Annotated in this window: 11 protein-coding genes; 7 read left to right on the top strand and 4 right to left on the bottom strand. The window is 70.6% G+C overall.

What is annotated here, in order from left to right; genetic code table 11:
* Positions 1-101: 101 nt before the first annotated feature.
* On the top strand, positions 102-1,778 hold the full coding sequence (locus OG878_RS08740; RefSeq protein WP_328886250.1) for an AMP-binding protein: 1,677 nt from the start codon (positions 102-104) through the stop codon (positions 1,776-1,778).
* A complete protein-coding gene (locus OG878_RS08735) occupies positions 1,775-3,388 on the top strand; it encodes an AMP-binding protein (RefSeq protein WP_328886249.1) in 1,614 nt (537 codons plus the stop codon). Before OG878_RS08740 ends, OG878_RS08735 begins: the two co-directional genes overlap by 4 nt.
* 23 nt (positions 3,389-3,411) lie before the next feature.
* Here the strand turns inward: OG878_RS08735 and OG878_RS08730 are convergent, their stop codons facing one another.
* From OG878_RS08730 to OG878_RS08720, 3 genes are all read right to left on the bottom strand, one after another.
* Positions 3,412-3,633 (bottom strand): hypothetical protein, encoded by a 222-nt coding sequence (locus OG878_RS08730; RefSeq protein ID WP_328886248.1) that lies wholly within the window; start codon positions 3,631-3,633, stop codon positions 3,412-3,414.
* A gap of 162 nt (positions 3,634-3,795) precedes the next feature.
* Positions 3,796-4,302 (bottom strand): GNAT family N-acetyltransferase, encoded by a 507-nt coding sequence (locus OG878_RS08725; protein WP_328886247.1) that lies wholly within the window; start codon positions 4,300-4,302, stop codon positions 3,796-3,798.
* 41 nt (positions 4,303-4,343) lie between these two features.
* Positions 4,344-5,057 (bottom strand): hypothetical protein, encoded by a 714-nt coding sequence (locus OG878_RS08720; protein ID WP_328891184.1) that lies wholly within the window; start codon positions 5,055-5,057, stop codon positions 4,344-4,346.
* A 286-nt stretch (positions 5,058-5,343) separates the two neighbouring features.
* Here OG878_RS08720 and gcl point away from each other — a divergent pair, with 286 nt between their 5' ends.
* From gcl to OG878_RS08695, 5 genes are all read left to right on the top strand, one after another.
* On the top strand, positions 5,344-7,128 hold the full coding sequence (gene gcl / locus OG878_RS08715; RefSeq protein ID WP_328886246.1) for a glyoxylate carboligase: 1,785 nt from the start codon (positions 5,344-5,346) through the stop codon (positions 7,126-7,128).
* Positions 7,129-7,364: 236 nt separating this feature from the next.
* Positions 7,365-8,354, top strand: coding sequence for an alpha/beta hydrolase (locus OG878_RS08710; protein WP_328886245.1), 990 nt, complete (start codon positions 7,365-7,367; stop codon positions 8,352-8,354).
* Positions 8,347-9,510, top strand: a complete 1,164-nt coding sequence (locus tag OG878_RS08705) for an acyltransferase family protein (RefSeq protein WP_328886244.1) — start codon at positions 8,347-8,349, stop codon at positions 9,508-9,510. The genes OG878_RS08710 and OG878_RS08705 overlap by 8 nt, the downstream gene beginning before the upstream one ends.
* Before the next feature lie 198 nt (positions 9,511-9,708).
* A complete protein-coding gene (locus tag OG878_RS08700; RefSeq protein WP_328886243.1) occupies positions 9,709-11,007 on the top strand; it encodes a sensor histidine kinase in 1,299 nt (432 codons plus the stop codon).
* Complete coding sequence (locus tag OG878_RS08695; RefSeq protein WP_328886242.1) at positions 11,004-11,675, top strand: response regulator transcription factor; 672 nt, start codon at positions 11,004-11,006, stop codon at positions 11,673-11,675. Before OG878_RS08700 ends, OG878_RS08695 begins: the two co-directional genes overlap by 4 nt.
* 369 nt (positions 11,676-12,044) lie before the next feature.
* On the opposite strand, the gene OG878_RS08690 is transcribed toward OG878_RS08695, so the two are convergent.
* Positions 12,045-13,502, bottom strand: a complete 1,458-nt coding sequence (locus tag OG878_RS08690) for a catalase (RefSeq protein ID WP_328886241.1) — start codon at positions 13,500-13,502, stop codon at positions 12,045-12,047.
* Between the last annotated feature and the right edge of the window lie 177 nt (positions 13,503-13,679).

Below are 13,679 nucleotides of genomic sequence, written 5' to 3'. Positions count from 1 at the left end.
CTCCGCCCCCGCCCGTCGTACCCCCGTTCGGGGGTGGTGAGAGCTGGGTCACTGTTTACATGATGTTAAAAGACCGGTCCGGTCCGCAATGAGGAGGGCACATGTCGGCATCGAGCGCGACGGAGACGTTCCGGGCCGCCCGGGACTTTCTGCTGCAGCACCGTGAGGACTACGCGGCGGCCTACGAGGGCTTCCGCTGGCCGCGCGCCGACCATTTCAACTGGGCGCTCGACTGGTTCGACGTCATCGCCGAGAACAACGACCGCACCGCTCTGCACATCGTGGAGGAGGACGGCCGCCGCGCCGAGGTGTCCTTCGCCCGGATGTCCGCCCGCTCCAACCGGGCCGCGAACTGGCTGCGCGCCCAGGGGGTGCGTGCCGGGGACCGGATCCTCGTCATGCTCGGCAACCAGGTCGAGCTGTGGGAGACGGCCCTCGCCGCGATGAAACTGCGTGCCGTCGTCATCCCCGCCACCCCGCTCCTCGGCCCTCTCGACCTGCGCGACCGGGTGGACCGCGGCCGGGTGCGGCATGTGATCGTGCGGGACGCGGACGCCGCCAAGTTCGACGAGGTGCCCGGGGACTACACCCGGATCGCCGTCGGCGCGGACGTCGAGGGCTGGCGCTCGTACACCGGCGCCGACGAGCAGCCGGAGACCTTCGAGGCGGACCGGGAGACCGACGCCGACGAACCGCTGATGCTGTACTTCACGTCCGGTACGACCGCCAGTCCCAAGCTGGTCGAGCACACCCACGTCTCGTACCCGGTGGGCCACCTGTCGACCATGTACTGGATCGGCCTCAAGCCGGGGGACGTCCACCTGAACATCTCCTCTCCGGGCTGGGCCAAGCACGCCTGGTCGAACCTCTTCGCGCCGTGGAGCGCCGAGGCGACCGTCTTCATCTTCAACTACACCCGGTTCGACGCGGGCAGGCTGATGGCCGAGATGGACCGCTCGGGCATCACCAGCTTCTGCGCCCCGCCCACCGTCTGGCGGATGCTGATCCAGGCCGACCTGTCCCAGCTGCAAACCCCGCCGCGCGAGGTCGTCGCGGCGGGCGAGCCGCTGAACCCCGAGGTCATCGAGACGGTCCGGCGCGCCTGGGGCGTCACGATCCGGGACGGCTTCGGCCAGACCGAGACCGCCGTCCAGGTCGCCAACACCCCCGGCCAGCTCTTGAAATCCGGTTCGATGGGGCGGCCGAGCCCCGGCTTCAAGGTCGTGCTCCTCGACCCGGTCAGCGGTGAGCCCGGAGCCGCGGAGGGCGAGATCTCCCTCGATCTGTCGGACCGTCCGGTCGGCCTGATGACCGGCTATCACGGTGACCCCGACCGCACCGCGGAGGCGATGGCGGGCGGCTACTACCGCACCGGCGACATCGGATCCCGCGACGAGGACGGCTACATCACCTATGTCGGCCGCGCCGACGACGTCTTCAAGGCATCCGACTACAAGATCTCGCCGTTCGAGCTGGAGAGTGCCCTGCTGGAGCACGAAGCGGTCGCCGAGGCGGCGGTCGTGCCCGCACCCGACCCGGTCCGGCTCGCGGTCCCGAAGGCGTACGTCGTCCTCGCGGACGGCTGGGAGCCCGGCCCGGACACCGCGAAGGTGCTGTTCGCGCACTCCAGGGCGGTGCTCGCCCCGTACAAGCGGATCCGCCGGCTGGAGTTCGCCGAGCTGCCGAAGACCGTGTCCGGCAAGATCCGCCGGATCGAGCTGCGCGAGCGCACGGCCCGGGGAACCGGAACCGAATACGACGAGGGAGACCTGCGATGAGCGAGCGGACCGGCCTTTCCTACGCGCACGGCACCGGCACCACCGCGCTGCTCGGCGACACCATCGGGCGCAACCTCGACCGGGCGATCGAGGCGTACCCGGAGCGAGAGGCGCTCGTCGACGTCAGCTCGGGGCGCCGCTGGACGTACGCTGAATTCGGTGCCGCGGTGGACGAGCTGGCACGCGGCCTGATGGGCTCGGGGGTGGTGAAGGGCGACCGCGTCGGCATCTGGGCGATCAACTGCCCCGAGTGGGTGCTCGTCCAGTACGCCACGGCCCGCATCGGCGCCGTCATGGTCAACATCAACCCGGCCTACCGGGCGCACGAGCTGGAGTACGTACTCGGCCAGGCCGGGATCTCCCTCCTCGTCTCCTCGCTCGCCCACCGCACCAGTGACTACCGCGCCCTCGTCGGCCAGGTCAGGGCGAACTGCCCCCGCCTGCGGGCCGTGCACTACATCGGCGATCCGTCCTGGGACGAGCTGACGGCGGCGGCCGCGTCGGTCACCGCCGGACAACTGGCCGCCAGGGAAGCCGAGCTCTCCTGCGACGACCCGATCAACATCCAGTACACCTCGGGCACCACGGGCTTCCCCAAGGGCGCGACCCTCTCGCACCACAACATCCTCAACAACGGCTACTTCGTGGGGGAGATGGTCGCCTACACCGAGCAGGACCGGGTCTGTCTGCCCGTTCCCTTCTACCACTGCTTCGGCATGGTCATGGGCAATCTCGGCATCACCTCGCACGGCGCCTGCATCGTGATCCCGGCCCCCGCCTTCGAGGCCGCCGCCGTTCTCCGGGCGGTCGAGCAGGAGCGCTGCACCTCGCTCTACGGCGTCCCCACCATGTTCATCGCGGAGCTGAACCTTCCCGACTTCGCCTCGTACGACCTCTCCTCGCTGCGCACCGGAATCATGGCCGGATCGCCCTGCCCGGTCGAGGTGATGAAGCGGGTCGTCGCCGAGATGCACATGGACGAGGTGTCCATCTGCTATGGCATGACGGAGACCTCCCCGGTCTCCACCCAGACCCGCCGCGACGACGACCTGGAGCGCCGCACCGGCACGGTCGGCCGGGTGATGCCGCACATCGAGGTGAAGGTCGTCGACCCGGTGACGGGCGTGACCCTGGAGCGCGGCACGGCCGGCGAACTCTGCACCCGCGGCTACAGCGTGATGCTCGGCTACTGGCAGCAGCCCGACCGGACCGCGGAGGTGATCGACGCGGGGCGCTGGATGCACACCGGTGACCTCGCGGTGATGCGGGAGGACGGCTGTGTACAGATCGTCGGCCGCATCAAGGACATGATCATCCGCGGCGGCGAGAACGTGTACCCGCGGGAGATCGAGGAGTTCCTCTACGGGCACCCGAAGATCGCGGACGTGCAGGTGGTGGGCGTCCCGGACGACACGTACGGCGAGGAGATCCTGGCCTGTGTCATCCCCCGGGACCCGGCGCAGCCGCCGACCCTCGACGAGGTGACGGAGTACTGCCGCGAGCAGCTGGCGCACTACAAGATCCCACGGCGGCTGCAGATCCTGGAGACCTTCCCGATGACGGTGAGCGGGAAGGTCCGGAAGGTCGAACTGCGCGAGAACTACGGGTAGGCGAGCAGCGTCCGCGGGCGCCGTCAGGCGGCTTCGATGATGTCGCCGGCGGTGCCCCGGGTGGCCGCCGCCCACTCGATGAGCAGCACCTCGTATGCCGCGGACTCCACGGAGGACCAGTCCTTGCCGGCGCGTGCGTCCACGAGCGCACGGATCGCCTCGTTCGCCTCGACGGCGGACGGGTGGGTCGGCTGTGCGGCGTCCAGCGGTGCGGAAGTCGGTGAGAGTCGTGGAGTTAAGGCCATGCGGACCACTCTAAGGGCGCCCTCTGACAGCGGCCGAACATTTGTGGCCCCCTGGACCGAACGTGACCGATTGCACTCGCTGTTGCCGGCCGGTTCCGCTGCGGCGTCGGAACGTGCCGCCGGGGGGCGGCGCCGGGCGTGGCCGGAACTCCCGTGGAGAAGTCAGAGTTCGCGCCGCATGCAGACCCTCGGCCAGCGGTCCAGGCCGTGTTCCGCCTCCTCCGCCCGGATCTTCCGCAGTCCGTCCGTGAGTTCCGCCTCCGTCAGTGTGCGGAAGCCGAGGCGCATGTAGTACGGCGCGTTCCACGGGACGTGCACGAACGTGGTCAGGGTGAGGGCTGTGAGCTGCCGTTCGCCCGCCCACGTCGCAAGGTGGTCGATGAGGGAGCTGCCCACACCGCGCCGGGCGGCGGACGGATGGACGGAGACCTGTTCGACGTGGGCCGCGTCGTCGACCGGATCCGCGATCAAGTAGCCGACAGGGCGGTCGTCGTCGTCCACGGCCACCCAGGCGCGACCGGCCCTGCGATAGTCGTCCAGCAGTTCGAGGGGCAGCGGATCGTCGTCCGCGACGGCGGACATGGAGAGGGTGCGGAAGGGTTCGCCGGCGGCGCGCTCGATGTCCTGGAGCAGCGGGAGATCGGAGCGGCGGGCGGGACGGATGCGCATGCCGCCAGTATGAGCGGTCGGCGCACCGACCGGTACGGCGCTCAGGCGCCGGTGGAGAGCAGTTCGTCCGCCGGGCTGTTCACCGGCTGCGGGGTCCCGGTGAGGTCCATCACGAAGAGCGGGACGGCGAGGCCGTCCGCGCGTTCCCTGGCGTCCCGCGCGTATCCGGCCAGGGAAAAGAGGACGCTGGTCACGGAGGCGTTCAGGCCGTTCAGCCAGAGGCATTCGACATCGCGCAGGGTGGTAGGCCGGGTGGTCGAGTCGACCTGGGCGATCAGCCCGGTGGCGCGCAGATCGATCCGGGAGGAGGGGCGCTCCGGGGGCTGTACGACGTTGCGGTAGCCCAGCCATCTGAGATACAGGGCGGCGGCGGTGACCGCGTCGCGCCCGGTGCGGATCGTCATCGGCCGGAACGCCGGGCGGGGCGCCGCCGCCGTCCGGGGCAGCGGGATGTGGGACGGCGGGGCTCCGGCAGCCGCGCCGGACGCCGACTCCGACGCCGGGCGGACCGGGATCCGCAGCACCGCGCCGCACGGGCAGCACAGCTCCGGCCGCGGCCACTGGTCGTGGCGCCCGCAGGTGCGGCAGCGCACGGTCACCCAGTCGTCGTTCCAGGTGTGGTGGGTGACCGGTTCGACCGTCCCGCCGGGCAGCACCGGTGGGGCGACCGGGGTGCCGCACGGGCACGGGTAGACCGGTGCGAGGTAGGCGTGATCGCGACCGCAGGCCGGGCAGCGTACCGGCACGGACTCCACCATGGTCTCCCTTCGGCACCCCCGGTGCCGTCTTCGGCGCCTCTGCGTCCCCGTCTCTCCTTGCTCCGTCCCATGCTCCACCAAGAGCGGCGCGCGGGGGTGCGACTTCGCGGATTCGCGGAGCTCCGGGAACCCCCGGCGCGGCGGCTCCCGCGCGCTCTTGACGGCCATCCGGACGCGCCTTAGATTACTTCCGTATAGCAGAAATAAAGTTTCACAATGCGGAATAGGTGCTCTCAGGTGGCGCGACAGAGCCCGATCCCACCCGTCCGAGCAGGAGTACTCCATGCCTCGAATGACCGCTGCCCGAGCGGCAGTTGAGATCCTCAAGCTGGAAGGCGTCACCCATGCGTTCGGCGTTCCGGGCGCAGCGATCAACCCGTTCTATGCGGCGCTCAAGGCCGGTGGTGGCATCGACCACACGCTCGCCCGCCACGTCGAGGGCGCGTCTCACATGGCGGAGGGCTACACCCGGAGCGGGGCCGGGAACATCGGCGTCTGCATCGGTACGTCGGGACCCGCCGGCACCGACATGATCACCGGGCTCTACTCGGCGATCGCCGACTCCATCCCGATTCTCTGCATCACCGGCCAGGCACCGGTGGCCAAGCTCCACAAGGAGGATTTCCAGGCCGTCGACATCGCCTCGATCGCCCGACCGGTGACCAAGGCCGCGACCACCGTCCTGGAGGCCGCGCAGGTGCCCGGCGTCTTCCAGCAGGCCTTCCATCTGATGCGTTCGGGCCGTCCCGGCCCGGTCCTCATCGACCTGCCGATCGACGTCCAGCTGACGGAGATCGAGTTCGACCCGGAGACGTACCAGCCGCTGCCCGTCCACAAGCCCGCCGCATCGCGTGCCCAGATCGAGAAGGCGCTCGGACTCCTGCTCGCCTCCGAGCGCCCGGTCATCGTCGCCGGTGGCGGCATCATCAACGCCGACGCCTGCGAACTCCTCGTCGAATTCGCCGAACTGACCGGCACACCGGTCATCCCGACCCTGATGGGCTGGGGGACCCTCGCCGACGACCACGCGCTGAACGCCGGCATGGTCGGCCTGCAGACGTCGCACCGTTACGGCAACGCGAACTTCCTGGAGTCGGACTTCGTCCTGGGCATCGGCAACCGATGGGCCAACCGGCACACCGGCGACCTGGCCGTCTACACCAAGGGCCGCACGTTCGTCCACGTCGACATCGAGCCCACCCAGCTCGGCAGGATCTTCGCCCCGGACCTCGGTATCGCCTCCGACGCCAAGGCCGCCCTGGAGCTCTTCGTCTCGGTGGCCAAGGAGCTCAAGGCCGCGGACAGGCTGCCGGACCGCAGCGCGTGGGCCGCCTCCACCCAGGAGCGCAAGGCCCGGCTGCAGCGACGCACCCACTTCGACAACGTGCCGCTGAAGCCGCAGCGCGTGTACGAGGAGATGAACCGTGCCTTCGGGCCGGAGACGCGCTACGTCACCACGATCGGCCTCTCCCAGATCGCCGGCGCGCAGATGCTGCACGTCTACCGGCCGCGCCACTGGATCAACTGCGGCCAGGCCGGCCCGCTCGGCTGGACCATCCCGGCGGCGCTGGGCGTCGCCACCGCCGACCCCGAGGGCCAGGTCGTCGCCCTCTCGGGCGACTACGACTTCCAGTTCATGCTGGAGGAACTGGCGGTCGGCGCACAGCACCGCATCCCGTACGTCCATGTCCTGGTGAACAACTCCTACCTGGGGCTCATCCGCCAGGCGCAGCGCAACCTGGACATCGACTTCCAGGTCAACCTCGAGTTCGAGAACATCAACTCCCCTGAGCTGGGCGTCTACGGTGTCGACCATGTGAAGGTCGTCGAGGGACTGGGCTGCAGGGCGATCCGGGTCACCGAGCCGGACCGGCTGCTGCCCGCGTTCGAGGAGGCCAAGAAGCTGGCCGCCGAGTTCCGCGTCCCGGTGGTCGTCGAGGCGATCCTGGAGCGCGTCACCAACATCTCGATGGGCGCCGCCGGGATCGATGCCATCAACGAGTGGGAGGACATCGCCACCGAGCCGGGACACGCCCCGACCTCCATCCGCCCGTTCGTCGCGAGCTGACCCGCCCTCACGTCCGCTCGCCCGTGTGGGGGTGGACCACCGGAACCCGGTGGTCCACCCCCACACGTGTGTCCCGGCCAGGCCGAACGCGCCAACTCCCCCTACCCGTAGTACTTCTGGGTTACATGGCAGGTGCACTCCATGGGCGGACGCCGACCACGGTGTCCGCTCCCTAGCTTCTGTACCGGAAGCGACACACGACACGACGGACATCCGGTACGGAAGGACCCCCACTCATGGTGCCCCGCCCGCCCAGGAGCCACCCGCGCACGAGTCTTCCGCGCACCGCCCGGACCCTGCTCGCCGCGCTGGTCATCGCGGCGGTCGCCGTGCCGTTGTCGGGCGCGGCCCGGCCCACGGACGTCCCGGCGCCCGCCCCGGCCGCCCTCGCACCGCTCCGCGCGGCGACCCCCGCCGCACTGGCTCAGCGGTACGCCGTCAATCGCGGATCCATCCTCGCGGCCGAGCGGACGGCCACCCGCCACGGCGACCGGAAGCGGGCCGCCGCACTGCGCGAACTCGCCGAGCCCGCACGCCACTTCTTCTCCTTCGACGGCCGCAACGGCGGTCGAAGCGTCGAGGTCTTCGGCGACCTCTCCCGGGCGCGCCGGATCGCCGTGCTGGTCCCGGGCGCGGGCATCAGCCTCGACCGCTACTGGCGGCTGCGGTCCGGCGCCGTCGCCCTGAGCCGGGAGCTGGGCGAGGGAGCGGCAGTCATCGGCTGGCTCGGCTACCGGACGCCCGACACGGTGAGCCGGGCGTCGGTGACCACGGGCCGGGCCAAGAGCGCCGCGACCGAACTGCGCACGTTCCTTCATGGGTTGAAGCGGGCCGAGCCGTCCGCCAGGACATCGCTGCTGTGCCACTCCTACGGCTCCGTCGTCTGCGCCGAGGCCGCCCCCGGGCTGGCGGTCTCCGACATCGTCCTGTACGGCAGCCCCGGAACAGGCGCCCGCAACGCAGCAGCACTCCACTCCCCGGCCACCGTCTGGGCGGGCCGGGGCCGCGACGACTGGATCGCCGAGGTGCCGCACGTACGGCTCCGACTTCCGTTCGTCACCCTCGGGTTCGGAACGGACCCTGTCGCCCGGGCATTCGGTGCCCGGCACTTCGCAGCGGGCGACGGCGGCCACAGCGACTACCTGAAGCCCGGCTCCTTGTCACTGAGGAACATCGCCCGGATCGTCTCGGGCAGGACCCCCGCCGAGGAGGGGCGCCATGCGTGAACTCGTCCGGCGTATCGACGCCGCCACCCCGCCCGACCGCGACCGCGCCACGGACGCACTGCGCGCCCTCGCCATCCTGGGCGTGGTGCTCGGCCACTGGCTGGTGACCGCCCTGATCGCCGACACCGGCATGTTGCGCGCCGTGAGCCCTCTCCAGCACATGCCCGAACTGACCCCGGTCTCCTGGCTGTTCCAGACGCTTGCGGTGTTCTTCCTGGTGGGCGGGCAGGTCGGGGCGCAGAGTTACGGCTCCGCCCGCACCCGTGGCATCACGTACCGGCAGTGGCTCGGCGCCCGTATGCTGCGGCTGTTCCGGCCGGTCGCCGCCGTCGTGGTGGTGTGGACCGTGATCGCGGGCGCGCTGCTCGCCTCCGGGGTGGGCATGGAGACGGTGCACGCGTTGCTCAAACTGGTGCTGTCACCGCTCTGGTTCCTGCTGGTGTTCGCGGCGCTGACGGCGGTGACCCCACTGGTGGCGAAGCTCCATCCGCTGTGGCCGCTTGCCGTCGTGCTGCATGTGGACCTGATCCGCTTCGGGCTGGGCGGCCCCGCCTGGCTCGGCTGGATCAATGTGGCGGCCGGCTGGCTGGTCCCGTACTGCCTGGGCACGAGCTGGGCCCGCGGCGGTCTGCGGAGCCGGCCGACCGGATGGGCCCTGCTGATCGTCGGGGCCGCGGCCACCGCCGGACTCGTCCTGTGGGCCGGCTACCCGGCGTCCATGGTCGGGGTGCCCGGCAGCCGGATCTCCAACCTCGACCCGCCCACCCTCGCGGCCGTCGCCTTCGGTCTCGCCCAGTGCGGCGCGGCCCGGCTGCTGCTCGGCCCGCTGCGGCGGGTCCTGCGCCGCCCCGCGGCATGGGCGGCGGTGGCGCTGGTCAACCTCTCCGCGATGACGGTCTTTCTCTGGCACCAGACCGCGATGATGGCGGTCACCGCCGTCGGTCTGCTCGCGGGTGAGGCGCTGCCGGGACTGCATACCGTGCCGAGGGACTCGGACTGGGTGTTCGCGCGGCTGGCCTGGCTGCCCGTCTTCGCCGTGGCGCTGCTGGTGTGCTGGTCGGCATTCCGCACGTACGAGGAGGGGCGGCCGCGCAGGAGCGGCCGGATCGTCCGCGAGAGCCGTCCCGAGCGCGCATCCGTGATGCGCCGTGCCTAAGGGCTGTCCCGTAATCCCTGGTGGATCAGCGCGCGGCGTCGGATGCGGTGCATCGCAAGGCGGAGGGGCGTCCTCATACGGGGTGTATCCGGGCGTTCCGACAACGCGGCGAGGTGCCGCAGCTGTCGTCGTGCGCCCGCCAGGGATTACGGGACAGTCCTTAGGGTGGACCGGATGAGATGGGGAGCGATGGGGGACATGGAGCGATTGAAGGCCGCGCTGCGCAGGGCGCCACGTGCGCTGTTCGAGGATCTGACGGCGCCCGCCGATCCGATGCCTGCCATGGGGCAGCCCGGATGGCCGGTCTGGCGGCCGGTGTTCGGGATGCTGCTGGTCCTCTGTGCCATTGCCCTCGCCGTGGCCCATGTGAACGAGCTGTCACCGGTCGACGGCAGCGCCATCCCCGGGTACCTGGTCCTGTTCGGCATCGGCCAGGGGGCGGCGCTGGTCGCAGGCATGTTCCGTCCGGTGTCCGCCTGGTGGGCGTCGACTCTCCTCATGGTCGTCATCGTGCGGCTCGCCGAGCCCGGGTTGAGCCCGGACGCGTTGTTCCCCTGGACCGTTTCAGGGCTCCTGATCCAGTGCGGGGCGCTGTTCCTGCTGGCACTGCGGGTCCGGCCCCGCCGGGCGGCCGGAGCGCTGCTGATCAGTCTCCTTGCGGCACTGGCCTGCACCGTCGCCACCACCCGCGCACACCACTACGTCCTCGACCGCGGCACCCCGGTTCTGATCGCCGCCGTGGTGATCGGCGCCGCGCTGCGCGGTCTGCGGGTGGCCCGCACCCAGCTCGTCGTGCAGGAGGAACTCACTGCCGGGGAAAGGGCCCGGCGCACGCTGCTGGAGGAGCGCAACCGGATCGCCCGCGAACTCCACGACGTCGTCGCCCACCACATGTCGGTGATCTCCATCCAGGCGCAGGTCGCCCCGCACCTGGTCGACAATCCGTCCGACGCGCTCAGGGAGAACCTCGCGGGCATCCGGCAGAACGCCGTCGAGGCGCTCACCGAGCTGCGGCATGTGCTCGGCGTACTGCGCTCCGAGGACGCCCTCGCGCAGGGGGCGAGACACGCCCCGCAGCCCACCCTCGACCGCCTGGACGACCTGCTGGACAATGTGCGCGGCGCCGGGCTCGTCGTCACCACCGCCACCACCGGAGCGCCGCGTCCGCTGCCGCCGAGCGTCGAACTGTCGGCGTTCCGGATCGTCCAGGAGGCTCTCAGCAACGCGATGCGGCATGCCCCCGGCGCCCGGGTGCGGGTGGAGACGGCCTACGGGACCACCGGACTGACCGTCCGGATCACCAACACCGCGCCCGACGGACCGCCCGCGCCCCGGCAGTCCATGGGACACGGACTGCTGGGGATGCGTGAACGCACTGCCATGCTGGGCGGCGAACTCGCGACCGGAGCGACCCCGGACGGCGGCTACGAGGTCGCGGCTATCCTGCCGGTGAGCGCCCCTGCCCAGGCCGCCGTACCTGCCGAGGACACCCCGTGACGACCATTCGTGTACTCATCGCCGACGACCAGATGATGGTTCGTCAGGGTTTCACGGTGCTGCTCGACGCCGAACCCGGCATCGAGGTGGTCGGGCAGGCGGTGGACGGTCTCGACGCCGTCGCCAAGGTCGCCGAACTCGCCCCGGACGTCGTCCTCATGGACGTCCGGATGCCTGTGCTCGGCGGTATCGAGGCGACCCGCCGCATCACGTCACCGGCCGGCGCCCGGGTCAAGGTCCTCATCCTGACCACCTTCGATCTCGACGAGTACGTGTACGAGGCGCTGCGCGCCGGCGCGTCCAGCTTTCTCCTCAAGGACGCATCGGTCGAGGAACTGGCCCATGCGGTCAGGGTGGTGGCGGCCGGTGACGCTTTGCTTGCCCCGAACATCACCAAGCGGCTCATCGTCGAGTTCTCCCGGATGACCGCGGGACCCCGGGCCCCGCTCATGGATCGCGTCGGCGACCTGACGGAGCGTGAGACCGAGGTGCTCTCCCTGATCGCGCAGGGCCTGTCGAACGCGGAGATAGCCTCGCGCCTGGTGGTGGCGGAGCAGACGGCGAAGACCCATGTGAGCCGGATCCTCGCCAAGCTGGGGCTGCGCGACCGGACCCAGGCGGCGGTCTTCGCGTACGAGACGGGCCTGGTCCGCCCGGCGGGCTACTGAGCCCGCCGGGCGGGCGGCACGCGAGTACGCAGGAAGAGGGGGGCAGAACGGAGCTGTCCGTACGTCCCGCTGAGGTGCGGGGGTGGTGACCGCCCGACGCCGGGAGGACGGCATGACCGTTTCGTTCGCGCCGCCGGGCGGAGTCCTTCCTGCGGGTTGTGCCGGGACCGCGGCGGCGGGCGATGGGCGGCCGGGTCCGCTCTCTGTCAGGTCGAGAGCGGCCGCCGGCTGCCTTCACCACCGCACTGGCTCGCACACCGCCGCGGCCCTCGGTCACGTCCGTCCCGCCGGGCACCCCTCAGGGCCGGCCGGACGGGCAGCGCAAGGGAGATGACCTCCCGTCATTCCCCCCTGCGCAGTTTCGGTGTTCTACTCCTCGCGCAGGGCGCGGACCGCGTCCTCGACGCGCCTGCCGTAGTCGGCGTCGGCGGCGTGGAAGTGGGCGAGGTTCTTCTCGATCACGTCGTCGCGGGTGACCCGGGAGAGGCCCCCGGCGATGTTGGCGACCAGACGGCCCTTCTCGTCCTCGGACATCAGCCGGTAGAGCTCGCCCGCCTGGAAGAAATCGTCGTCCTTGGTGTGGGCAGGCGCCGCGTGGGTGCCGGTCCAGCCGTGCACGGCGAGCGGGGCGGAGAGCGCCGCGTCGGTCTGGGCAGGGCCGGAGAAGGAGTTGGGCTCGTAGTTCTTGTCGTGACGCGCGCCGTTGCGGGTGGCGTGCAGACCGTCCCGGCCGTAGTTGTCGACGACCGCCGTGCGCGGCGCGTTCACCGGGAGGTGGGTGTGGTTGACGCCCAGCCGGTAGCGGTGCGCGTCCGCGTAGGCGAACAGGCGGCCCTGGAGCATCTTGTCCGGGGACGGACCGATGCCGGGCACGAAGTTGTTCGGGGAGAACGCGGCCTGCTCGACCTCGGCGAACACATTGTCCGGGTTGCGGTCCAGTACCAGCCGGCCCACGCGCTGCAGCGGGTGGTCGCTGTGCGGCCAGACCTTGGTGAGGTCGAACGGGTTGAACCGGTAGTCCGCGGCCTCGGCGGCCGGCATCACCTGCACGTACAGGGTCCAGGACGGGTTCACGCCCCGCTCGATGGCCTGCAGCAGGTCCGTCTGGTGCGAGGCGGCGTCCTTGCCCGCGAGTTCGGCGGCCTGCTCGCTGGAGAGGGAGCGCACGCCCTGGTTCGTCTTGAAGTGGTACTTGACGAAGAACGCCTCGCCCGCGGCGTTCGTCCACTGGTAGGTGTGCGAGCCGTACCCGTTCATGTGGCGGTACGAGGCGGGGATGCCGCGGTCGCCCATCAGCCAGGTCACCTGGTGGGTCGCCTCGGGGGCGTGGGCCCAGAAGTCCCAGACGTTCTCCGGCTCCTGACGGCCCGTGAACGGATCGCGCTTCTGCGAGTGGATGAAGTCGGGAAACTTGATCGGGTCCTTGATGAAGAACACCGGTGTGTTGTTGCCGACCAGGTCGTAATTGCCTTCGTCCGTATAGAACTTGAGGGCGAAGCCTCGCGGGTCGCGTACGGCGTCGGCGCCGCCGAGCGAGTCGGCGACCGTCGAGAACCGGATGAACGTCTCGGTGCGCTTTCCGACGGCGGAGAGGAAGTCGGCGCGGGTGAAGCCGGTGACGTCGTCGGTCACCTCGAAGTAGCCGTATGCCCCGGAGCCGCGGGCGTGCACCACGCGCTCCGGGATGCGCTCCCGGTTGAAGCGCGCGAGCTTCTCCAGCAGGTGCTGGTCCTGGAGGAGGAGCGGGCCGCCGACGCCGGCGGTGGCGGAGTTCTGGTTGTCGGCGACCGGGGCGCCTGACTCGGTCGTAAGCACGCGCTGCGTCATGGTGTCGGGGCGACCTTCCGTACGGGAGCTGCTGAACTGCGACGCCCTGGGGGCTCCAGGAGCGTAAGTACGCCCCGAACCCGACGTCAACAGTTTGTTGAAATTGGGGGTGCGGTGTTCCGGATGGTGCCGGCGCCTGGGCGCGACAGGACAGGTGTCGGCGCCGGCACCATCCGG

This window comes from Streptomyces sp. NBC_00316, assembly GCF_036158715.1.
In the GTDB taxonomy this organism is placed as follows: domain Bacteria; phylum Actinomycetota; class Actinomycetes; order Streptomycetales; family Streptomycetaceae; genus Streptomyces.
The sequence above is the reverse complement of the archived record's forward strand: the minus strand, read 5'-3'. Positions and strand labels throughout refer to the sequence as shown.